The organism is Anabaenopsis elenkinii CCIBt3563 (genome assembly GCF_015245355.1).
GTDB lineage: Bacteria > Cyanobacteriota > Cyanobacteriia > Cyanobacteriales > Nostocaceae > Anabaenopsis > Anabaenopsis elenkinii.
The window spans coordinates 1,114,703-1,138,312 of the sequence record NZ_CP063311.1; the positions used below are offsets into that span (position 1 = coordinate 1,114,703).

General features: G+C 43.3%; 22 protein-coding genes. 15 read left to right on the top strand and 7 right to left on the bottom strand.

The window, feature by feature from the left end; all coding sequences use genetic code 11:
• Nucleotides 1-494 precede the first annotated feature (494 nt).
• From IM676_RS04985 to IM676_RS05025, 9 genes are all read left to right on the top strand, one after another.
• Nucleotides 495-1,439, top strand: a complete 945-nt coding sequence (locus tag IM676_RS04985; protein ID WP_404799836.1) for a FecCD family ABC transporter permease — start codon at nucleotides 495-497, stop codon at nucleotides 1,437-1,439.
• Nucleotides 1,440-1,473: 34 nt separating this feature from the next.
• Nucleotides 1,474-3,801: a TonB-dependent hemoglobin/transferrin/lactoferrin family receptor gene (locus IM676_RS04990; RefSeq protein ID WP_200989198.1), complete on the top strand. Its 2,328-nt coding sequence runs from the start codon at nucleotides 1,474-1,476 to the stop codon at nucleotides 3,799-3,801.
• A 34-nt stretch (nucleotides 3,802-3,835) separates the two neighbouring features.
• Entirely contained in the window at nucleotides 3,836-4,735 is a 900-nt protein-coding gene (locus IM676_RS04995; RefSeq protein ID WP_200989199.1) for an ABC transporter substrate-binding protein, read from the top strand.
• 75 nt (nucleotides 4,736-4,810) lie between these two features.
• Entirely contained in the window at nucleotides 4,811-5,239 is a 429-nt protein-coding gene (locus tag IM676_RS05000) for a SufE family protein (RefSeq protein WP_200989200.1), read from the top strand.
• 40 nt (nucleotides 5,240-5,279) lie between these two features.
• The gene (locus IM676_RS05005) at nucleotides 5,280-6,188 is read left to right on the top strand and encodes an alpha/beta fold hydrolase (RefSeq protein ID WP_200989201.1); all 909 of its coding nucleotides are present in this window, start codon (nucleotides 5,280-5,282) and stop codon (nucleotides 6,186-6,188) included.
• 338 nt (nucleotides 6,189-6,526) lie between these two features.
• The gene (locus tag IM676_RS05010) at nucleotides 6,527-7,498 is read left to right on the top strand and encodes a CobW family GTP-binding protein (protein WP_200989202.1); all 972 of its coding nucleotides are present in this window, start codon (nucleotides 6,527-6,529) and stop codon (nucleotides 7,496-7,498) included.
• Between the two features lie 73 nt (nucleotides 7,499-7,571).
• Nucleotides 7,572-8,633 (top strand): WD40 repeat domain-containing protein, encoded by a 1,062-nt coding sequence (locus IM676_RS05015; protein ID WP_200989203.1) that lies wholly within the window; start codon nucleotides 7,572-7,574, stop codon nucleotides 8,631-8,633.
• Nucleotides 8,634-8,720: 87 nt separating this feature from the next.
• On the top strand, nucleotides 8,721-8,990 hold the full coding sequence (locus IM676_RS05020; protein ID WP_200989204.1) for a hypothetical protein: 270 nt from the start codon (nucleotides 8,721-8,723) through the stop codon (nucleotides 8,988-8,990).
• 91 nt (nucleotides 8,991-9,081) lie between these two features.
• Nucleotides 9,082-10,086 (top strand): metal ABC transporter solute-binding protein, Zn/Mn family, encoded by a 1,005-nt coding sequence (locus tag IM676_RS05025; protein ID WP_200989205.1) that lies wholly within the window; start codon nucleotides 9,082-9,084, stop codon nucleotides 10,084-10,086.
• 122 nt (nucleotides 10,087-10,208) lie between these two features.
• Here the strand turns inward: IM676_RS05025 and IM676_RS05030 are convergent, their stop codons facing one another.
• On the bottom strand, nucleotides 10,209-11,399 hold the full coding sequence (locus tag IM676_RS05030; protein WP_200989206.1) for an FAD/NAD(P)-binding protein: 1,191 nt from the start codon (nucleotides 11,397-11,399) through the stop codon (nucleotides 10,209-10,211).
• 129 nt (nucleotides 11,400-11,528) lie between these two features.
• On the opposite strand from IM676_RS05030, the gene IM676_RS05035 reads away from it, so the two are divergent.
• The 6 genes from IM676_RS05035 to IM676_RS05060 all read left to right on the top strand — a co-directional run bounded on the left by IM676_RS05035 (nucleotide 11,529) and on the right by IM676_RS05060 (nucleotide 17,042).
• Complete coding sequence (locus IM676_RS05035) at nucleotides 11,529-12,182, top strand: MotA/TolQ/ExbB proton channel family protein (protein WP_200989207.1); 654 nt, start codon at nucleotides 11,529-11,531, stop codon at nucleotides 12,180-12,182.
• A complete protein-coding gene (locus IM676_RS05040) occupies nucleotides 12,166-12,570 on the top strand; it encodes an ExbD/TolR family protein (protein ID WP_200989208.1) in 405 nt (134 codons plus the stop codon). Before IM676_RS05035 ends, IM676_RS05040 begins: the two co-directional genes overlap by 17 nt.
• Before the next feature lie 80 nt (nucleotides 12,571-12,650).
• A complete protein-coding gene (locus IM676_RS05045) occupies nucleotides 12,651-14,771 on the top strand; it encodes a TonB-dependent receptor plug domain-containing protein (RefSeq protein ID WP_200990086.1) in 2,121 nt (706 codons plus the stop codon).
• 87 nt (nucleotides 14,772-14,858) lie between these two features.
• Nucleotides 14,859-15,251, top strand: a complete 393-nt coding sequence (locus tag IM676_RS05050; protein WP_200989209.1) for a type II toxin-antitoxin system RelE/ParE family toxin — start codon at nucleotides 14,859-14,861, stop codon at nucleotides 15,249-15,251.
• Nucleotides 15,244-15,549 (top strand): helix-turn-helix domain-containing protein, encoded by a 306-nt coding sequence (locus IM676_RS05055; RefSeq protein ID WP_200989210.1) that lies wholly within the window; start codon nucleotides 15,244-15,246, stop codon nucleotides 15,547-15,549. The genes IM676_RS05050 and IM676_RS05055 overlap by 8 nt, the downstream gene beginning before the upstream one ends.
• 167 nt (nucleotides 15,550-15,716) lie before the next feature.
• On the top strand, nucleotides 15,717-17,042 hold the full coding sequence (locus tag IM676_RS05060) for an IS701 family transposase (RefSeq protein WP_200989211.1): 1,326 nt from the start codon (nucleotides 15,717-15,719) through the stop codon (nucleotides 17,040-17,042).
• A gap of 358 nt (nucleotides 17,043-17,400) precedes the next feature.
• Here IM676_RS05060 and IM676_RS05065 read toward each other — a convergent pair whose 3' ends face one another.
• The 6 genes from IM676_RS05065 to IM676_RS05085 form a co-directional block, all read right to left on the bottom strand.
• On the bottom strand, nucleotides 17,401-17,691 hold the full coding sequence (locus IM676_RS05065) for an addiction module antidote protein (RefSeq protein ID WP_200989212.1): 291 nt from the start codon (nucleotides 17,689-17,691) through the stop codon (nucleotides 17,401-17,403).
• Between the two features lie 8 nt (nucleotides 17,692-17,699).
• A complete protein-coding gene (locus tag IM676_RS20245; RefSeq protein ID WP_318780262.1) occupies nucleotides 17,700-17,849 on the bottom strand; it encodes a type II toxin-antitoxin system RelE/ParE family toxin in 150 nt (49 codons plus the stop codon).
• Between the two features lie 3 nt (nucleotides 17,850-17,852).
• Nucleotides 17,853-17,990, bottom strand: a complete 138-nt coding sequence (locus IM676_RS20250) for a hypothetical protein (RefSeq protein ID WP_318780263.1) — start codon at nucleotides 17,988-17,990, stop codon at nucleotides 17,853-17,855.
• 177 nt (nucleotides 17,991-18,167) lie between these two features.
• The gene (locus tag IM676_RS19995; RefSeq protein WP_200989213.1) at nucleotides 18,168-19,928 is read right to left on the bottom strand and encodes a protein kinase domain-containing protein; all 1,761 of its coding nucleotides are present in this window, start codon (nucleotides 19,926-19,928) and stop codon (nucleotides 18,168-18,170) included.
• A gap of 102 nt (nucleotides 19,929-20,030) precedes the next feature.
• On the bottom strand, nucleotides 20,031-21,722 hold the full coding sequence (locus tag IM676_RS05080) for a serine/threonine protein kinase (RefSeq protein ID WP_200989214.1): 1,692 nt from the start codon (nucleotides 21,720-21,722) through the stop codon (nucleotides 20,031-20,033).
• Nucleotides 21,723-21,824: 102 nt separating this feature from the next.
• On the bottom strand, nucleotides 21,825-23,516 hold the full coding sequence (locus IM676_RS05085) for a serine/threonine protein kinase (RefSeq protein ID WP_200989214.1): 1,692 nt from the start codon (nucleotides 23,514-23,516) through the stop codon (nucleotides 21,825-21,827).
• Nucleotides 23,517-23,610: the final 94 nt, after the last annotated feature.

The window sequence follows — 23,610 nt, forward strand, 5'->3', positions numbered from 1 at the left end:
CCGCTAATTTCAACAAAAAAACGGCTTTTGCATCAATACTTAACAGTTATTCTTAATCCTTAATCTTAGAGGTTGTTTGATAAGTTTTCAACAGGTAATTTTTATCTTAGGGAACACCGGAACAGGGGATGGGAAGGATTGGGGAACACGGTATGGCTAACGCCACGCTATCGCTATCGACTTCGCTCACCGACCGCACAAAAAACAATAAAATCCAGTCCCCTCCTCTTACAAGGGGAGGGTTAGGGTGGGGTCAAATAATATTCGATACACGAATCATGACTTGACAAACATCCTCTTAGATATGTGCAAATCCTCATATTCCCTCTGGGGTTATTGACAATACTTTGTATTAATGTTGGAATAGTTATCGAGAGCTATTGCAAAATATAGTCATTAAAATGGGAATATTCAAGTTGTGGTTGCCAAGGCGACCGCACAAAAATGTCACAGGGGAATTAGGGAGAGGCGATCGCCTATTAGTAGTAACTGTATTGCTACTAGTAGGACTGGTGCTAGTCACCGGAATTTCCCTGTCATTGGGTGCGGTAGCCATGAGTCCCAATCAACTGTGGCTAGCATTAATAGGCCGGGGTGATGAACTCTATCAAACAATTCTCTGGGATTTGCGCCTACCCCGCACCCTAGCCGCCTTGCTGGTGGGTGCTGCTCTGGGAATGTCCGGGTCATTACTCCAGGGAATGCTGAAAAACGGGCTGGCGAGTCCGTTCTTACTGGGAATTTCTGCGGGTGCTGGTTTAGCGGCTGTAGCTATGCTCAGTTTAGGTGTATTGCAGACCTGGATACCTTTAGGGGCTTGGATGGGGGGCTTATTAACAACTATTCTTGTTTATTTCCTAGCTTACCGTCGTGATGGAATTTCCGTAGAAAGATTGATTTTAGGGGGAGTTGCTGTCAGTTCCTTATTTGGTGCAGTTCAGTCTGTGTTGTTACTCATAGCCGAAGATGGTCAAATACAAGCGGCCTTAAATTGGTTAATTGGTAGTTTGAATGGGCGCGGTTGGAGTGAGATAACTATTTCCGGTTCTTATATTAGCGTCGCCCTCTTAGCGGGATGCTTACTAGCGCGTGCGGTTAACCTGTTGAACCTGGGTGACGAGTTAGCCACAGGACTAGGTGTTTCTGTGTGGCGATCGCGAATTTTAATTGGTGCTACCGCCACACTCTTAGCTGCGGGAGCAGTAAGTATAGGGGGTTTAATTGGGTTCGTGGGTTTAATTGTTCCCCACGGAATCCGCCTGATCGTAGGTACAGATTACCGTGCTGTTTTACCACTAAGTGCAATAGGTGGGGCTTTAGTTCTCAGCTTTGCAGACTTACTGTCTCGGTTAGGTGCTGTAGAAATTCCCGTGGGAGCAGTCACAGCTTTGCTGGGTTCTCCCTTATTTATCTATCTCCTTTATCGGCGCAATGTGTAATTAAAACTTTCAAGTTGTCAGAGGTGTAATAACAGTGAAACAACATCCCTTGCTGTTCAGCATGATCATGCTGAATCTGTTTGTCGTGCCCACAGTATTAGCAGAATCTCATAATACTGGCATTTCTGGTGAAACAAAAACTTATTTACTGACTCAAGAACCTGTTTTGACTCCCTCGGATGCTCAACCAGAGGAAGAAGAAACCTGTCCCCCTGATTTTGATCCCAAAGACCCAGAATTTGAAGATTGCGTTGAGGAAACTCAAAGCGGTGATTCCGAGATAGAAATTACCGTCACCGGAACCCGCACACCCAGAGCAGTTGTAGATTCACCGGGAACAATTAGCGTTATTGATGAGCAAAAAATCCAAAGGGATTTTATCGAAGATATCAAAGATTTAGTCCGCTACGAGCCGGGAATATCTGTACGTAATCGCCCGGTGCGTACTGGTCCTGCGGGGAGTGGTAATTCCAGTATTAATATTCGGGGAATTGAGGGGAACCGAGTTTTAATTCAGGTTGATGGGGTGAGGGTTCCCGATATTTATGCTAATACCGGCCGTGATTTAGTCGATTTTGATTCAATTCAAAGGGTGGAAATTATTCGCGGTCCTGCTTCTACCCTATATGGTAGTGATGCTTTAGGGGGTGTAGTCTCTTTCCTAACCAAGGACCCAAAAGATTATCTGAGTGTTTTTGGTCGTCCAGTTTATGTGGGTGGTAAAACCAGCTATGACAGCACCGACTCTAGTTTTGCGCCCTCAGTGACGTTAGCAGGTAGAGAAGGAAACCTATCGGGTTTATTGCAATATACCCGCAGGGATGGTAGCGAAGCTCAAAACTACGACGGACTAAGACCAAACCCCGAAGATGTTAGCAGTAATAACATATTTGGCAAAGTAGTATTGGAATCTAACGACAACAATATTTTCCGACTCACAGGAGAATTATTTGACCGTCAAGTTAATACACAAGTCATCAGTGCAAGAACAGCGACTACTCTCAACCAAAACGCTGAAGATTCCACGAGTCGGGGACGCATCAGTTTAAGTCATGAGTATACTAATCCTGACTTAGGCTCATTTTTGCAGTCAGTGCGATCGCAGATTTATTACCAAACTGCGAAAACCACAGAAGATATAGAAACCCGCAGCGTTAACAGACAGGGTGAAAATGAGCGGCGTATCTTAGAAACTGGTTTTAACCAAGATATTCTCGGCGCTGATGTGCAGTTTACCAGCAAATTCTCCACCGGAGATATTAGCCATCGCCTAGTTTACGGCTTTGACTTGTTTAACACCTCCACCAGTCGCCCCAGGGATTCTACAATATTTAATGAAACACGGGGAACAGAGAGTAAATTTGCTAACGGGCAAAATTTCCCTAACAAAACCTTTCCTGATACAGACACTTTGAGGGGTGGGATTTACATTCAGAATGAAATCGAATTTGCTGATGGTCGTATTACCTTAATCCCAGGTATTCGTTACGATTATTATCAATTGACTCCCTACACCGATGATGAGGAATTTGGACGCAGCAACCCGGAAAATTTGGAAGTTAACGGCTTTTCTGCTTCCGCTATCTCTCCCAAGCTGGGTATAGTTGCCAAAATTACCCCAGAAATATCATTATATGGACAATATGCCCGTGGTTTTAGGAGTCCACCCTATGATGATGCAGCCATTGCATTTACCAACTTCAACTTTCGTTATTCTCTCCTACCTAATCCTGACTTAAAACCAGAAACTGCAGATAGTTATGAAATCGGGATCAGAGCCAACTATCCCCAAACTAGATTAAGTCTCACAGGTTTTTATAACCGTTATGACAATTTCATTAATAATGTCGGACTTGGTCGTGACGATAGAGGATTTTTGCGATTCCAATCCCAAAACATTAAAGGAGTGACAATTTCCGGTTTAGAAGCTAGGGGAGAATATCGCTTTACAAGGTCTCCGGGTGGTTTAAGTGTGTTCGGAACCTTAGCTTATGCTGTGGGGGATAACTTAGAAACAGACCAACCCCTAGATTCCATAGATCCATTGAAGGGGATTATAGGACTGCGTTATCGTTCACCCCAAGACATTTGGGGCGCAGAACTAACTACCACCTTAGTTGCGGCTAAAGATCGGGTAAGTAATGAAGACTTTTTTAAACCCGAAGGTTACACTACTGTGGATGTCCGCGGTTTCTACCAGTTCAACCCTAATACCATTCTTAATCTGGGAATTTTCAACTTATTTGACCAAAGATATATAGAATGGTCTGACGTGCGGGGTGTAAATAGCGATGACCGTCTACTAGATTTATATACCCGACCCGGAATTAACTTTGCTGTGACTTTGAGTGTACGTTTTTAGAATTAAAGGAGTTTTCGGTAAACCAATCAAAATCATGGGTCAAAAAAAATTTCTATTAACTTGGGCTATTCTGTTGAGTATATTACTAACAGCTTGTAATCAACCCATCGCCCAACAACCACCAACAACACCTGTCAACACCAACCAAACAACCCCGACATCAGCACAAAGAATCGTCGCCCTCACGTCTTTAACTGCTGATATTATTTATCAACTGGACTCTACAAAACTAGTGGGGATTACAGGTGGTAGTTTACTGAATAAAGACCCCCGGTTTCAGGGTTTACAAAGAGTAGCTCAGGGTCAAACTCCTGCTGACTTAGAGAAAATCCTGGCCCTCAAACCAGATTTAGTCATCGGTGCTCAAGGCTTTTCTGACCAGACGCTCCAACAGCTGGAAAAACTGGGAATTAAGACTTTCTCTACTAGAGTTAATAGCTGGGAATCTCTCAAGGAACTAACTAAAACCCTAGCTGGTTTTGTGGGTGCTGACCCGACTCCGTTGTTAAACCGTTATGAGGGGTTTTTACCCAAAGGGACAAACAACAGTAATTCTACTCTAGTGCTGGTCAGTCGTCAGCCAATTTTAACACCAAATAAAAATAGTTGGGCGGGAGATTTATTACGCCAGTTTGGTGTCAACAATTTAGCCGCAGACCTACAAGGGACAAGCCCCATAGGTGGTTATATTACTCTGTCTGCTGAGAAAATTTTAGCAGCTAATCCGGAGGTGATCATTTTAATTAGTCCTCCCCAAGGAGGGTCACAAACCGCTCTTTTAGATGCTTTTAAACAGGAAAGCTTTTGGCAAAAATTGTCAGCTGCTAAAAATAACCAAGTCTATGTGTTTGACTATTATGGATTGGTGAATGCAGGTAGTATAGATGCTATCGAAAAAGCCAGTCAGCAACTGGCGCAAGTTTTAGCAGATTGATATCTCACCCTTGGGGGCGATCGCCGACAAAATCATCTACACTCAAGGAAAGACTGATTATTGCCAGCCTGTATTATGTCCTCAATTATCGATTCTTTGCCACCTGCTCTTGCTAAAATCGTCCAACGCTTTCAACGTGCGAGTGACCCGAAGCGGCGTTACGAGCAGTTAATCTGGTATGGTCAGAAGTTAACAGACTTTCCAGAAACTGGTAAAGTACCAGAAAATAAGGTTCCTGGCTGTGTATCTCAGGTTTATATTACCGCTGCCTTAGATGATGGTAAAGTTGTATACCAAGGTGATTCAGATTCCCAGTTAACTAAGGGATTAGTAGGGTTGTTAGTGGAGGGTTTAAATGGACTCACTCCCACGGAAATTGTGCAACTCACCCCAGACTTTATTCAAGAAACCGGCTTAAATGTCAGTCTCACACCTTCCCGCGCCAATGGATTTTATAACATATTTAAAACGATGCAGAAAAAGGCACTTGAATGTAAGTTATAGTTCCTAGCTTCCCTTTGTTACACTAAAAGCAGGTAACCCGATGTCAACTAACTTAGTGTCAACCTATGACCCCGTAGGATTTGGTGGACTAGTTCAAGAATACACCTGGACTTGGGACAACCAACCATTACGGGTGATTTATGAAACTATTGGTACAGGTTCACCCCTGTTGCTATTACCAGCCTTTAGCAGCGTTTCTATGCGGGGGGAAATGGGAGAACTCGCCAATTTACTCGCCCCCCATTTTCAAGTTACAGTGGTGGATTGGCCTGGGTTTGGAGAATCTTCCCGCCCAAGTTTCAACTACAGACCAGAAATATATCAGCAATTTCTAGAAGATTTTATTCACAGCGTTTTTAATCCGCCCATTACAGTAGTCGCAGCGGGTCACGCTTCTAGTTACGTTTTGCAACTGGCGGTGAAACAACCTCACCTGTTCTTGCGGATCTTACTCTTAGCACCCACTTGGCGCGGTCCTTTACCAACTATGGGAGCTAGTCCCCAGATAGCAGACTTAGTTAAAGGGTTAGTGCGATCGCCTATAGTTGGGCAAGCACTATATAAACTAAATACTACACCCTCCTTTTTAACTTGGATGTACCGCCGTCATGTTTTCAGTGATGACAGGAAACTTACACCCAGTTTTATCGAGAGAAAGTGGCTAACTACCCAAAAAGCCGGAGCCAGATTTGCTTCTGCGGCTTTTGTGACTGGCAATCTCGATGCTATCAAGAATCAATCCGATTATCTCACACTTGTACGCAACTTGTCCATACCCCTGATGGTAGTAATTGGTGAGTCCACTCCCCCCAAGTCCCGACAAGAAATGAACGCTGTAGCAGCACTACCAGGAGTAAGAAGCGTTGTTATTCCCGGTTCCCTGGGATTACATGAAGAACACCCAGATATTGTTTTCACCGCCACACAAGACTTCTTACTACACCCATAAATGCTGAGTGTGAGAGGTTGTTTTATAACTTTTCAATAGGGAAGAGGGGATGGGGTGGGGTCAAACAATATTTGATCCATTAATCATGACTTATCAAACATCCTCTCAGATAACTGATTTTCTCAAGTTTCCTGATAAACACCAAAAGTATTGTAGAGTGCCTGAGGATTAACATCTATATATGTCCTAGGACTGATGGGTTACTAGAAAAACCATAGTTGACGTATCATGATATGAACTTTAAACAGACGATTACAGTAAATTCACCACAAAAATATTAAAAGAATTATCATAGGTGGTAATGATTATCTAACCTATGACAAAAAGGCATTTAGACAATGTTAACTGAAGAAATCACAAATACCGTACCTGTAACCGTACTCACAGGTTATCTGGGTTCGGGAAAAACCACTCTGCTCAACCATATCCTCACCTACGAACATGGAAAAAAAGTCGCTGTAATTGTCAATGAATTTGGGGAGGTAGGTATTGATAATCAACTGATTATTGATGCAGATGAAGAAATTTTTGAGATGAATAATGGCTGTATTTGCTGTACAGTGCGCGGTGACTTAATTCGGATTATCGGTAACTTAATGAAGCGGCGCGATAAGTTCGACCATTTAGTGATTGAAACCACCGGTTTAGCTGACCCAGCGCCGGTAATTCAAACATTTTTTGTCGATGAAGATATGCAAAGCCTGCTGTCTTTAGATGCAGTAGTAACTGTTGTGGATGCAAAGCATATTTGCCAACATTGGGATGCTGACGAAGCCCAAGAACAGATTGCTTTTGCTGATGTGATTCTCCTCAATAAAACTGATTTAGTCACCCCAGAACAGTTAGATGAATTAGAACAGCGCATTCGGGGGATGAATGCAATGGCAAAAATCCACCGCACCCACAACGCCCAACTAGAGATGAATGCTTTATTAGGTGTGAAGGCTTTTGATTTACAGCGGGCGTTGGAAATTGACCCGGATTTCTTGGGTGAAGATGCTCACCAACATGATGATCAAGTTTATTCTGTCGCATTGATGGAAGCAGGGGAGTTAGATGGAGAAAAACTCAACGCTTGGTTGTCTGAGTTATTGCGTACCCAAGGACCAGATATTTTCCGGATGAAGGGGATTTTAAATATTGCTGGGGAAGATAATCGCTATGTGTTCCAAGGTGTGCATATGATCTTAGATGGTAGACCCGATCGCCCTTGGAAACCCAATGAAACTCGGAAAAATGAGTTGGTTTTCATTGGTCGTAATCTTGATGGAGCCAAACTTAAGCAGGATTTTCTGGCTTGTTTTGTTTAAACTAGGTACAGACTAAGCTACAAGGGAGTAGGGATGATTCTCTATTCCCTATTTCCCCATTCCCCTTGAAGTTATGAACCCTACAGCTAGTAAATCTAAGGAATTTGAAGAATACTATTCGGCGACTCTTTCCGACTATGTAACTGCGATCGCCTGGTCTCCCCATGGTACAATCCTAGCAGCTACCTCCGCAGCTGGTGAAGTTGTCCTAGTGAATGATCACCAGTTCACCACCTTACAAACTGGGGGAAGTACATCAGTAGACTGTGTGGCTTTTTCTCCAGATGGCGAGTTTTTAGCTGTGGGGGGACAAAATGGACAGGTAAAAATTTGGCAAGGTACGAAATTAATTACTACCTTAGAAAATGCCCCCTCGTGGGTAGATAAGCTGGGGTGGAGTCCCTCCCGTAACCAACTAGCCTTTAGTTTAGGGCGTTGTGTCCAAGTCTGGGATGCGGACAATAGGGAGGTAGTTGTTACCCTGAATTTTGATAACTCCTCAGTATTGGGGATTGATTGGCGTAGTGATGGGGAATACCTAGCCATTTCTGGCTATAAAGGTGTGAAGATTTGGGATAGTCAAAACTGGGAGCAGGAACCATATATTTTAGATATATCCACTGTCAGTATAGCCATGGCTTGGTCACCCGATGGTAAATTCCTGGCCTCTGGGAATATGGATCGCAGTATCACTGTTTTAGAGTGGGATAATCCTGACCCCTGGATTATGCGGGGCTTCCCTGGTAAAATTCGACAATTGGCATGGTCACAAGCCACTACCAAACTGGGTGCGCCAATTTTGGCATCTTCCAGTGTAGAGGGGATTGTAGTTTGGGAAAAGCTAGAGGATGAAAATTTGGGCTGGGAAGCACGGATTTTAACTAATCATGTGGATATTATCACGGCGATCGCCTTTGCGCCTCAAAGTTTCCTCCTGGCTTCCGCTGCTAGTGATGGTTGGCTGTGTTTGTGGAAAAAAGCCAAACAAGTTACCCAAGTACTCACCGGTGTTGCTGGAGGGTTTTCTACTCTAGCTTGGCATCCCCAGGGTAAGTTTTTAGCAGCAGGTGGAGATCAGGGGGAGTTACTGGTTTGGTCAAAAGTTCCACGAGCTCAAGGATTCGGCGGTAGTTAAAGGTAGTTAAAGACATATCATCATTCAGGTTGAAGCTAGCTAATTTATTGGTTATTCTGTATGAGAAATATTATTTAGGTATGAATCATGAATATAGCCAAAATGATTTTACTAGCATCTCCAGTATTTCTAGCATCTCTACTGTGGCTAGGAAACTCAGCCCAAGCATCTAGCTTGCAACCTGCATTTACTACACAGATGACCTCCGTACAGTCTCAGCCATGGGGGGGATTCACAACCCTTCATGCAAGTAAAACATCTAATCCCATTATGGATCAACTCCGTTGTAACTGCGCCACTTGTGTTCAGTCTCAATTAGAAATGCTCCAAGGAAGGTTACCAGCTGTAGATTTTTGAGCACATTTAAATTACTAGTTAATGTTATCAATGTTATGGGGTGGGCTATTAGCCCGCTTTTTATGTTTTTCACATATGCACTGGGGAATTGATGATGGTTAAAAAACTACTATCAAACCATTTAAATAATGTATTACCTAGTATATTAGTAGTTTTAACAATTGGCTTTCTGGGATGCGCAAATCAAAAACCAACCACCTCATTTACTCAGCCAAGCACTACAATAGAGGAAAATCTTCCCCGGGTTGTCGCTACTACTACCATACTCTGTGATTTAACTAGACAGGTGGCGCAAAATACAATTAACCTCACCTGCTTGGGTTCCCCTGATAACGACTCTTACCTCTATCAACCCAGACCCGGACACCAAGAAGCGATCGCCCAAGCTGACTTAGTTCTCCACACCGGTTACAATTTCCAGTCAGAACTACTCAAAACAGTTACACAAGGTAAAACTTCTACTCCCACAGTAGCTGTAAATCAACTAGCAGTTCCCCAACCCCAGCAATTTCTCGCATCTGGTGAAAAATTACCTAATCCTCATATTTGGCACGATGTTAAGAACACTATCAAAATGGTAGAGATAATTAGCCACAATCTCAAATTGCTTAACCCCGATTATGCCAAATTTTATCATGATAGCGCCCAACTAATTCAAGATGAACTGACTCAACTCGACAGCTGGATTAAGTCCAGGATAGATACTATCCCCAATAATAGGCGGAAGTTAGTCGCTACTACTAATGTGATGAATTATTACACTACAGCCTATAAAATCCCTTTGGTACAAGGTTTAGAGAATATTAGTAGTATAGTAAATCCCACCGATGCACAAGTAAAAACTTGGGTGACAACTATTCAACGGGCCCAAGTACCAACAATTTTTCCCCATATCACCATTAACCAACAGTTGATGATATCTGTACCTACCCCGGCTAATGTCAGAGTATCTCAAAGGCAATTATATACTTATGGACTGGGTGAACCAGGTGGCGAAGCCGATACTTATCAAAAATTAATGGTTGCCAATACACGCACTATTGTAGAAGGTTTAGGGGGGACTTACTTAATTTTTCCCCCAAGATTTCCTCATTGAAACTTCTGGACAAAAAAAACCCGGACTTCGCCAAGAAGTCCAGGATATATCAATTGAATGGAAAACTCGTGAATATTTTGGCTCTCTGGTTGAGAGAAATAGGAGGTTTTAACTTCGGACTCCTACTTGATCAGCGCGGGGATAATTTTCTCACTGGCCATTCTCGCTCCCGATAAATTGCGCGCCGTTGGTCCGACTTGCAAAGCTGCTAACCCACCCATGATGAATAACTCACAACCAGGCCAGCGTAGGCAAGAATCTAAAACCGGTAAGCCCTTGACCATAGAAATAGGGTAACTATTTAAGATCCCCTTGAGCAGTAGTTGGGCATTGACATCAAATTTATTGCCAGTACACAACCAGATACGTTCACACTCGTACTCACTGCCGTTATTACATTGGACTAGCCAATGATTTTTTATCCATTGGGCTTTTTGGATTTGGCAATGCTCATCTATTTTTAGAATACCATAACGAACAGCCCGGCGCAACTCCATGGCGATCGCCGGAGTCACAGAACCACCATTGCGGGCTTGCTGAATCATTTCCCAGCGTTTTTGGTAATCAGACTCTGCAAAAAATGCTTTGAGATACTTAGGTCCTAACCAACCCGGTTCAGCATCAAACAACTTAGCTTGTAACTCCCGCCGCAATATTAGGTGTACCTGGGCACTACGCCCTAGAGCACCCAGGGCTAGGTGTCCACTGGTCAAACCCGCACCCACAATTAATATTCTCTCACCTGCCAAGAATAGCTTACGTAAATCTACTGTTTGAGAATGACATAGTTTATCTGATGGGTAGGGAGTCGTAATTTGACTGACCCAATCAGGTATGTGGATTGTACCGCCGCCAGTAGCCAAAACCACCCGCCGGGCTGTGATAGAATGACCATCTGCTAACCACAACCGCAGTCCCCGGGGTAAAGGTTCCAAATGGGTAATTTCAGCTTTCACCACTTGATCAGCCACATCCCAACGTTGAATAACATCCTCACACATATCCTCAAATAGCTGGGTTCCTGGTAAATCGTAGGGAGGGAATAGCTCATGGGAGCGGGACTCGGCAAACTTCCGCAAGGCGAAAGGATTAGGGTCAGGATGATGTACCGCCGGCGATCGCAGGTGTGGTATATCTAAAGCGGCGAATTGTTGTCGCCATCGACTCATCCAAGTACCACTGGGGTCAAATACCAAAAATCGACCGCGCATAGTTTGGCGTTTTTGCAGTAGATGGGTTACCAATGTTAAAGCATGAGGACCAGCACCAATAACAGCTAAGTCAATTTTAGGAGGTGATGGAGGATTGACCATTAATAAATAGATAGAACCTAGTGATAATCATTATCATTCTATCTTAGGTTTACTAATTATCTTGACAATAACTTGCAATTATATCAGGATACTTCTAGTTTATGTGTTTGTTGTTTAACAATGAGTTCCATGGCAATCAATAATCTGTTTAGCGCCGGTGGCTTCGTCATGTGGCCACTATTGGGGTTTTCGGTGTTAGCGGTGGCGCTAATTATTGAACGGATCAAGTTTTGGCTGCAAATCAACCGACGGCAAAATCGTGTCATTCAAGAAGTATTACAACTCTATCGCAGAGATAACCTAGTTACTGCCATAGGTATACTCAGACAAAATGTTAATTTACCCCTATCCCGGATTTTCTTAGCAGCTTTAGAATTAGAAGAAGCCACCCCAGAAGAATTTCGCTTGGCTTTGGAAAGTGAAGCTCAAGCAGAAATACCTGGACTCAAACGCTTTCAGAACATTTTTGACACCATTATCAACCTCGCCCCCCTCCTGGGACTCCTGGGGACTGTCTTGGGTTTAATTACTTCCTTTGCTTCCTTGAATATTGGTAATGTGGGAGGTACGCAAACCATAGGGGTTACCTCCGGTATTAGTGAAGCCTTGGTATCTACGGCCACAGGGTTAATAGTTGCCATATTTACCCTGTTTTTCGCCAACACCTTCCGCGGACTGTATATGCGTCAAATAGCCCTATTCCAGGAATATGGCGGACAACTAGAACTGCTGTATCGCCGTCGCCATCAACCAGGAGAAAAAGATTATGCGCCTACAAGATGAACCAGATTTACCAGCACAGATTAACATCGTCCCGATGATTGATGTCATCTTTGCTATTTTGGCATTCTTTATTATGTCAACTCTGTTTTTAACTAGATCAGAAAGCTTACCAGTTAACTTACCACAGGCAGCCACAGCTAATCAACAATCAGCCCCCTTGACAATTACCATCAGCATTGACAATCAAGGGGTGGTGAGCTTAGACCGTCAACCAGTTCCCCTCAATTCCCTGGGGGAAAGGATCGGTACTTTGGTAGAGGGGAAATCAGAACCTATGGTAATTATTAATGCTGATCAAAGGGTAGAACATGGTCAAGTAATTGCAATTATGGATCAGGTGCGTCAGGTAAAAGGAGTAAAATTAGCGATCGCCACCCAGAAACCCTAATTTAGTACCCTTTTAAACTATGACAGACTGTCTTTTGACATGATTTAACTACAGCAACGACAATACCACATAGTATTTTGATGAAATGTTCCCAAAACCAAGTGAATAGATATTGTGTGGTGTTATCTGTTGTAGTCCAGAGCTTATGTATCAGCTTACCTAGTGTTGCTAAAGCAAGTCAACAAACAGAGTCAGTTTTTGATAAAAATTCTTATTTAAATCTTGAGTTACCAGTTACCCCAGTTGAATTATTAACTCAACAGTCCCTACCCATTGAATTTACCTTAGAAACCGAGCCAGAAGAAGATACCACAGACGAAAATAACCAAGATGTAGATATTCTGTTAGAAGTAGTAGGACAACCAGATAATTTTTCCGGTTCCACACCGGTGTATGTCATAGACCAGGAAGAAATTAAAAGACAAGGTGCGACCAGCGTCGCCGATGTTTTAAAAAGAATGCCTGGTTTTGCCATCAATGACGTTGGTCATGGTGCTGACATTCACACAGGGACATACTACCGAGGAGCATCAATTAACCAGTCTGTATTTCTCATCAATGGCAGACCAATTAATAATGATATTAGCACCTATCATGGTGGAACAGACCTAAATAGTATTCCCGTAGAAGCGATCGAGCGGGTAGAACTATCCAGCGGTGTCACCTCAGCTTTATATGGTTCCTCAGCCTTTGGGGGAGTAGTCAATATTATTACCAAACAAGGCTATAGTACTCCCAAACTAACTAGTAGTATACAATTTGGCTCATTAAACCTGAATAATCAACAGGTCACCTACAGCGCTGGGGTAGATGATGTTAGATATAACTTCAGCTTTGAAAGATTTTTCATCGATAACCGTTACTCAGTCCCAGAAGGTGCTGCTAACCGTGACGCTCAAGGGTTACTCTCCAATGCAGACACAGCCACCAGTACTTACTTTGGGAGCATTGGTTTAGACTTAGATCCTCAAAACTCCTTAAATTTAGACATTAAAAAACTCAGCAGTCGCCGAGGTTTAGTTTACTTTGGGTTTCCCCCCCTGCTGCAAAGAGATAGATTAGACCATGATGGCTTAAATATAGGGTTATCTTGGAAAACTCGCCTAGGTAGGGGGGAAAGCTCCAACTTAACCACCACAATAGGATATAATCAGGATTATTTTAGCACCTATGGCCCCACATTCTTTACTGGCACAGTATATAACCGCCTGGGGGTCTTAGATAGCCAAAAAATTACCGCCAGAGTAGATCATGATTGGCAATTAACAGCCAATAACAAACTCCGCTGGGGATTAGACTTACAAAACTCTCAATTAAACGGCGAAACCTTCAGTACCAGACCTGACAGAGTGAGGTTCAACGAAGTTGAAAATAGAAGCGTCTTAAATACAGCCTTATTTGCCGTAAATACCCTCAATCTGAGCCAAGATTTTCAGGTAGATTTAGGACTGAGACAGAGCTTTGATGGAGAATTTGGCAGTTACTTAAACCCTAGTGGTGGCTTACGTTATAGCCTCACACCCGCAGTCACCCTGCGAGGGAGTTGGGCGGGGGGACAGCGTAACCCAGGACTAGATCAACTATATCTATATGATACAGTCCATGGGTGGGAGTCCAACGCTGACTTAAAACCAGAAACTGGCTCATCTTGGACCATGGGAGCAGATGTCAGACTCACAGATAATTTAGTAGGACAATTTACCTATTTTGGCAGTAGTTTAGACAATCGTTTAGCAATTGTCGCCGGCAAATGGGAGAATGTAGGGTTAGTAGACACCAACGGACTAGAAGCCGCCTTGAGATTACAAATTTCTCCCCGGTGGTCGAGTTTTCTTAACTATACCTATACAGATGCTCAAATCAAAACCGGAACACAAGCAGGGTTACAATTAGGTCTGATACCTTATTCCGTCGCCCAAAGTGGTATTAGCTACCGCAATTCCGGCTGGGAAGGGAACTTGTATCTTACCTATAATAGTGGAATGCGACGAGCCTTATTTACTAATACTGCAGCAGGACAAACACCTACAGACTTTAGCCCATCCTTCCTCAACTTAGACCTGAGTGGCAAAATTCCCCTAACCAATAATACAGCCATGACCATATATTTAGAAAACCTCCTGGGTGAGCAATACGAAAAAGTCAACCGTATTTATAGCCCAGGGTTTACCGTGCGTGTGGGGGTAACTGCAAACCTTTAGAAATCCAACAGAATCAAGTCTCTGTGGGTTTAATTAAATGCTCCTGTGCCCTAATATAGCAATATTGCTATATTGAAAACAAGCGCAGTGCCTGAAACCCGTGTGATTTTCTATCAGGAAGAAGAAGGGGAAGTTCCTGTCATTCAATGGCTGAAGCAACTTTTGAAAGAAGATCGCAAAGCTTATGCAAGTTGTGTTGCTCGAATCAAACAACTAGCGGTGTCAGGATATGAACTGCGCCGCCCAGCAGCTGATTACTTGCGTGACGGAATATATGAGCTTCGGGCGAAGCATCTTCGTATCCAATACCGCATTTTGTATTTTTTTCATGGGCAAAATGTAGCGATTCTCTCGCACGCCATTACCAAGGAAGAAGCAGCTGTACCCCTGATTGATATTCAACGAGCAATCTCACGAAAGCTTTTATTTGAACAAAACCCAGAGGTTCACACCTATCTAGAGGAACAAAAGGATGGCTAAGACTAGCGACGCCATAAAAATCATTGACAAAATTACTAGCAGCGACCCTGAAGCTGAGACACTAGTGCAAGAAGCCTTGATCAATGCACAAGTGGCACAGTTGATTTACTCTGCTAGAACCAAAGCGGGGTTAACACACAAAGAACTCGCAGAACTTGTTGGTACAAAACAGGCTGTAATTACCAGTCTGGAAGATGCTGATTACCAAGGACACACCCTTTCAATGCTAGAAAAAATAGCTCACGCTCTCAATCAACGAGTGATGATTGAACTTGTCCCTCTGAAAACAATTCTTTGAACTTCCCACTGATGGGGTGCGATCGCATTGAGCAGTATCATTTGGGCGATCGCCCCTAAAATATCATAGGTCTCACAACTGACAGAGGAGATATCCCTCTTCTGTCACTTTCCGAGAATAAAGAATATAATAGTTAAAAGAAAAAACTCTACAAGGTAGGTAGAGCAATGGATGTAGAATTACAAATACTCAAACATTTACGTCGAGAGGCCCACCCAACAGTGGGAGTCATAGATGAATATTGTGAAGAGTACAGAGACATATTTAAAGAAGTAAGAAATTATGAGTGCTTCAAATATTTACATTTGGGAATCATCTCAACGCTCAAAAGGAAATCCTTACCAGAGATAGCGAAAGTAGTAAGCATAAACTCAGCCCAATCATTACATCATTTTATTGCTAATTCAGACTGGTCAGTAGAGAAAGTAAGAAACAAAAGATTAGATAAAATAAAGAGAGCATTAAATGGAAAAGCAATTACCGTAGTCATTGATGAAACAGGAGACAGGAAAAAAGGTAACAAGACTGATTACGTAGCCAGACAATATTTAGGAAGTGTGGGGAAAATAGATAGAGGGATAGTTTCAGTCAATGCCTATGGAGTGTACGATAACATAACATTTCCGCTACTGTTCAAAGTATTCAAACCGCAAAAGACACTAAGAGCAGAAGATACATATAAGACCAAGATAGAATTAGCGACAGAAATAATTACAGAATTAATTGAGTTCGGCTTTACTATTGAATTAGTATTGGCAGACAGTTTATATGGTGAGAGTAGTCAATTTATAAGAAAATTAGCAGCATATAACTTAGCTTATGTCGTAGCAATTAGAAGTAATCATGCAGTATGGTTGCCTGGCAATCAGAAGGTTAGGGCGAATAAGTGGTGTAAATTTACCAGAACATTTAGTAACCAAAAATCAGAGAATAGATATATCCGCGAAATAATTTATGGTAAGAGAAAGGAGATAACTTACTGGGAATTAACCACAGATCCAGAAACAATGCCAGAGAATTCTACTTCTTTTGTCATGACCAATCTTCAAGGAAATCTCAAGAAAATTTTAGGCGACTTTTATGGATTAAGAACATGGGTAGAATATGCCTTTCGTCAGTGTAAACAGGAATTAGGTTGGACAGATTATCGGTTTACTGATTTTCAGCATATTGAGAAATGGTGGGAAATTATTTTGTGTGTTTACACAATGATTAGTTTAAACTCTCCAGCGTTTTTATCCCTAAATCAATCTCATCAGCTTGCACCTAACATACTAGAAATCAGTGCAGTTGATTTCTCTGTGCATCAGCAATGGAATCATCAAACCGGATGGAAGAATACTCTCAATAATCTGCGATTAATTGTCCAACCATTTTTACTTTTTTGGTTGATTTATCCCTGGCTTGATGTTTTTCCCAATTCCAAGCTGCTTGGGTTTAACCAACTCATTAGTGTTATGAATGGATTAAAACCCTTTTATTCTTCTGCATAATTTATTGTATTTACTGCTTGTTTATTTCGGAAAGTGACAGAAGAGGGATATAGCAGGGGGCAGGGGGCACCGGAGCTGGGGGAAGCCTTGAAACGCTTGAATTTCAATGGTTTTATCTTCTGTTTGTGTCCTAACCACCTTGGCGGTTGCTATAACACTCATTCAGTCGGATTCATCCGACTTCCGCTTTTAGACGGGGGTTTCTAACCCCCGGCTCCCGATTGTCGAGCTTCATGGCGATCGCACCAGGGCTGCAGCACTGAGCAGTGCGATCGCGAAAGACGCTAATCCGAACCGATGTATCAATCAGCAGCAGTAGTTCAATTCTCTAGTTGTCACCACGAGCACCAAGCTAATGTTAGGCAATGGGTATAACCTGGAAGCGTAACCCAAGTGCCTGTAAAACCTTAAGAACTGTAGAAAAATCTGGGTTGCCTTCCATCGACAAAGCTTGATCGAGACTTTCGCGCCCTAGGCCTGTTTCCAGGGCAATATCGTTCATACCCTGAGAACGAGCAACATCCCCTAAGGCTGCTACCACTAAGTTGGCATCTCCATCTTCAAGGGCTGCTTCAAGATATGCAGTGATATCTTCTTTTGTTTCCAGATGTTCTGCAGCATCCCAAGGATAGGTTTGGATAGTAGACATAAAACCTCCTATAAGTTCTCAGCTAAATCTAGCGCTGTTTTGATGTCCCGTTCCTGAGTCTTTTTATCTCCCCCTGCTAATAGGATAATCAAAGTCTCACCTCGTTGTATGAAATACACCCGATACCCCGGACCATAATTAATCCGCAATTCTGACACTCCTTACCCCACTGGTTTAACATCACCTGGATTCCCCATAGACAGGCGACGGATGCGAATATTTATACGTGCTTTTGCTTGGCGATCGCGCAAAGTACTAAACCACTCAAAATAAATTTCAGTTTGGCGAATTTCAAACATACCTTATTCATGACTAGTGTATCAAATATTGTTTGACCCCACCCTAACCCTCCCCTGATCAGAGGAGGGGATTTGATTTCAGGAATTAAATCGGGTAAAGATGTGATAAAAATTACGGATGAAAACTTATCAAATAACCCTTTGGGAACCTTGGCGTTAAAAAACCACATCAAAAACCTAGGGTTTAATCAAATGCTCCTCAGACCGGCGATATTGAGCAATTAACTTGCGGCGTTGAATGGGTGGATAAAGCAGCATAGTTGCAAAGGGTAACCCCGTAGCTAGTAGAGCTAACAAGATATAGGGGTGAAGCGTTCCCAGTGCAAGAGCAATACCGCTGCTGATTCCTAATCCGGCGGTGAATAGTCCCAACTTCTTACCGCCAAATTTAATCACAGGCTCAATCATAGCCCCAATCACAAGCCCAATCACAGCCCCAATCACAATCCCAATCACAGCCGCAATCCCAGCCCCAATCCCAGCTACAATCCAATCTCCAATCACAGGCTCAATCATAGCCCCAATCCCAAACCCAATCCCAATCCCAATCCCAGCGCCAATCCCAGCCCCAATCCAATCTCCAATCACAGGCTCAATCATAGCCCCAATCCCAGCCGCAATCCCAGCCCCAATCCCAACCGCAATCCCAGCCGCAATCAAAGCCTCATTCCCAGCATCAAACCCAGCCACAATCTGAGGAACAAATAGATAACCTGCATAACCTAACCCAGCAAAACTTAACAACGAACCCACCAACCCCAGATAAGGAACCGATCGCCGTTCAATAGGTAAAGGCGCTGTTTTTACCCGCACAGTTAAACTGTGAACCTCCACATCAGCATTACTCCGTAACCATAACTGACGCTCATAGAACTTGTCCTCCATTAACTTACTAGTATCTACCCAGACATCACAGTTAATCTGATTCTTCTTAAACTCCCTCGGTGATACCACAATCCAACTGTGAGAGTCGGGAGTATGGGGCGGGTCTTGGGGATGGGGTGCAACTTCCCATTTCCCCTCTAACAAAGTCTCCGACATGGTGTTAACCACTTCTATCGGTTGTTTTAACCTTTCCCCAATGCGAGTAGCTGTCAACTCCAACACCGATGTACTCAACTTCACTTCTGGTACACGCACCACATCCAAGGGTTTCAACCCTTCCAAAGCTGTTTGAGCATCTGCAAACCGTTCTTTGAGCCGTGGTTTAACCATCAACTCCAACCAACCCAGAAACCGGGGACTTAACCGGGGTAATAAATTACGGAAATGAATTACATAGGGGTCATCCTCATCTGTCAAATCTTGTATCTGCGTTGACTTTTTCCCGGTGAGTAAACAAATCAAGGTAGCACCTAAACCATATAAATCAGAACCCTCCGTGGGTTTACGTAATTGCTCCGGGGGGATAAAACCCGGTGTACCTTGAAACACACTACTAGCCGCCACCTCTTGACTACCAATGCGACTCATGCCAAAGTCAATCAGATACACATTCAATTGGTCATCTACTAAGATATTTTCCGGTTTAACATCTCGATGAATTACCGGAGGTATGCGATTTTGTAAATATACTAATATTTCTAAAACTTTAACTGCTATGTGTTTTATTTCCTGCGGGTCAAAACTGCGCTGGACTGCTAAACTCTGGGCGTTTTTATACTCTTGAACTAAACAGAAGCCGTCATCTGTTGCAAATGCGCCCAAATATTCGGGAATACCGGGGTGTTTCAGTCCCTTTAATACTTGAATTTCCCGCTCATGTTCCTTATATGCTGACCAACTAGAACCAGTCTGAGCAAAACAGAACTGTTTAATTACTACCTGTTGACCTGTCTGTAACTGTGATGCTAACCAAGCAATTCTCCCCCCTTCCCGGTTGCGTCCCAATTCCCTGATTACTTCATAACCCTGTGGTGTAAAGTCTGGATAGTTCATTGTTTGGTAGCAGCAAATAACTGTGATGAATGTAACATAAATTTTAAACCATCTTTAAACACCTTGGGGGAACCTTGGCGTTAAAAAAACCACATCAAAAACCTAGGGTTTAATCAAATGCTCCTCAGACCGGCGATATTGAGCAATTAACTTGCGGCGTTGAATGAATGGATAAAGCACCATAGTTGCAAAGGGTAACCCCGTAGCTAATAGGGCTAACAAAATATAGGGGTGAAGCGTTCCCACTGCAAGAGCAATACCGCCGGTGATTCCTAATCCGGCGGTGAATAGTCCCAACTTCTCACCGCCAAATTTAATCACAGGCTCAATCCCAGCCCGAATCACAGCCACAATCACAGCCACAATCCCAGCCCCAATCAAACCCCCCATCCAAGCCCCAATCCAAGCCCCAAACATACTCCCAATCCCACCAGCCCCAATCCCAGACCAAATCTCAGCCCGAACTACAGCGTAAATCAGAGTCGCAATCACAGCCGCAATTCCAGCCACAATCCCAGCCCCAATCTCAGCCCAAAACCCAGCCTCAATCTGAGAAACAAATACATAACCTGCATAACTTAACCCAGCAAAACTCAACAACGAACTCACCAACCCCAGATAAGGAACCGATCGCCGTTCAATAGGTAAAGGCGCTGTTTTTACCCGCACAGTTAAACTGTGAACCTCCACATCAGCATTACTCCGTAACCACAACTGACGCTCATAGAACTTGTCCGCCATTAACTTGCTAGTATCTACCCAGACATCACAGTTAATCTGATTATTCTTAAACTCCCTCGGTGATACCACAATCCAACCGTGAGAGTCGGGGGTATGGGGCGGGTCTTGGGGATGGGGTGCAACTTCCCATTTCCCCTCTAACAAAGTCTCCGACATGGTGTTAACCACTTCTATCGGTTGTTTTAACCTTTCCCCGATGCGAGTAGCTGTCAACTCGATCACCGATGTACTCAACTTCACTTCTGGTACACGCACCACATCCAAGGGTTTCAACCCTTCCAAAGCTGTTTGAGCATCTGCAAACCGTTCTTTGAGCCGTGGTTTAACCATCAACTCCAACCAACCCAGAAACCGGGGACTTAACCGGGGTAATAAATTACGGAAATGAATTACATAGGGGTCATCCTCATCTGTCAAATCTTGTATCTGCGTTGACTTTTTCCCGGTGAGTAAACAAATCAAGGTAGCACCTAAACCATATAAATCAGAACCCTCCGTTGGTTTACGTAATTGCTCCGGGGGGATAAAACCCGGTGTACCTTGAAACACACTACTAGCCGCCACCTCTTGACTACCAATGCGACTCATGCCAAAGTCAATCAGATACACATTCAATTGGTCATCTACTAAGATATTTTCCGGTTTAACATCTCGATGAATTACCGGAGGTATGCGATTTTGTAAATATACTAATATTTCTAAAACTTTAACTGCTATGTGTTTTATTTCCTGCGGGTCAAAACTGCGCTGGACTGCTAAACTCTGGGCGTTTTTATACTCTTGAACTAAACAGAAGCCGTCATCTGTTGCAAATGCGCCCAAATATTCGGGAATACCGGGGTGTTTCAGTCCCTTTAATACTTGAATTTCCCGCTCATGTTCCTTATATGCTGACCAACTAGAACCAGTCTGAGCAAAACAGAACTGTTTAATTACTACCTGTTGACCTGTCTGTAACTGTGATGCTAACCAAGCAATTCTCCCCCCTTCCCGGTTGCGTCCCAATTCCCTGATTACTTCATAACCCTGTGGTGTAAAGTCTGGATAGTTCATTGTTTGGTAGCAGCAAATAACTGTGATGAATGTAACATAAATTTTAAACCATCTTTAAACACCTTGGGGGAACCTTGGCGTTAAAAAAACCACATCAAAAACCTAGGGTTTAATCAAATGCTCCTCAGACCGGCGATATTGAGCAATTAACTTGCGGCGTTGAATGAATGGATAAAGCACCATAGTTGCAAAGGGTAACCCCGTAGCTAATAGGGCTAACAAAATATAGGGGTGAAGCGTTCCCACTGCAAGAGCAATACCGCCGGTGATTCCTAATCCGGCGGTGAATAGTCCCAACTTCTCACCGCCAAATTTAATCACAGGCTCAATCCCAGCCCGAATCACAGCCACAATCACAGCCACAATCCCAGCCCCAATCAAACCCCCCATCCAAGCCCCAATCCAAGCCCCAAACATACTCCCAATCCCACCAGCCCCAATCCCAGACCAAATCTCAGCCCGAACTACAGCGTAAATCAGAGTCGCAATCACAGCCGCAATTCCAGCCACAATCCCAGCCCCAATCTCAGCCCAAAACCCAGCCTCAATCTGAGAAACAAATACATAACCTGCATAACTTAACCCAGCAAAACTCAACAACGAACTCACCAACCCCAGATAAGGAACCGATCGCCGTTCAATAGGTAAAGGCGCTGTTTTTACCCGCACAGTTAAACTGTGAACCTCCACATCAGCATTACTCCGTAACCACAACTGACGCTCATAGAACTTGTCCGCCATTAACTTGCTAGTATCTACCCAGACATCACAGTTAATCTGATTATTCTTAAACTCCCTCGGTGATACCACAATCCAACCGTGAGAGTCGGGAGTATGGGGCGGGTCTTGGGGATGGGGTGCAACTTCCCATTTCCCCTCTAACAAAGTCTCCGACATGGTGTTAACCACTTCTATCGGTTGTTTTAACCTTTCCCCGATGCGAGTAGCTGTCAACTCGATCACCGATGTACTCAACTTCACTTCTGGTACACGCACCACATCCAAGGGTTTCAACCCTTCCAAAGCTGTTTGAGCATCTGCAAACCGTTCTTTGAGCCGTGGTTTAACCATCAACTCCAACCAACCCAGAAACCGGGGACTTAACCGGGGTAATAAATTACGGAAATGAATTACATAGGGGTCATCCTCATCTGTCAAATCTTGTATCTGCGTTGACTTTTTCCCGGTGAGTAAACAAATCAAGGTAGCACCTAAACCATATAAATCAGAACCCTCCGTTGGTTTACGTAATTGCTCCGGGGGGATAAAACCCGGTGTACCTTGAAACACACTACTAGCCGCCACCTCTTGACTACCAATGCGACTCATGCCAAAGTCAATCAGATACACATTCAATTGGTCATCTACTAAGATATTTTCCGGTTTAACATCTCGATGAATTACCGGAGGTATGCGATTTTGTAAATATACTAATATTTCTAAAACTTTAACTGCTATGTGTTTTATTTCCTGCGGGTCAAAACTGCGCTGGACTGCTAAACTCTGGGCGTTTTTATACTCTTGAACTAAACAGAAGCCGTCATCTGTTGCAAATGCGCCCAAATATTCGGGAATACCGGGGTGTTTCAGTCCCTTTAATACTTGAATTTCCCGCTCATGTTCCTTATATGCTGACCAACTAGAACCAGTCTGAGCAAAACAGAACTGTTTAATTACTACCTGTTGACCTGTCTGTAACTGTGATGCTAACCAAGCAATTCTCCCCCCTTCCCGGTTGCGTCCCAATTCCCTGATTACTTCATAACCCTGTGGTGTAAAGTCTGGATAGTTCATTGTTTGGTAGCAGCAAATAACTGTGATGAATGTAACATAAATTTTAGACCATCTTTAAACACCCTTTGCGAACCTTGGCGTTAAAAAAACCAAG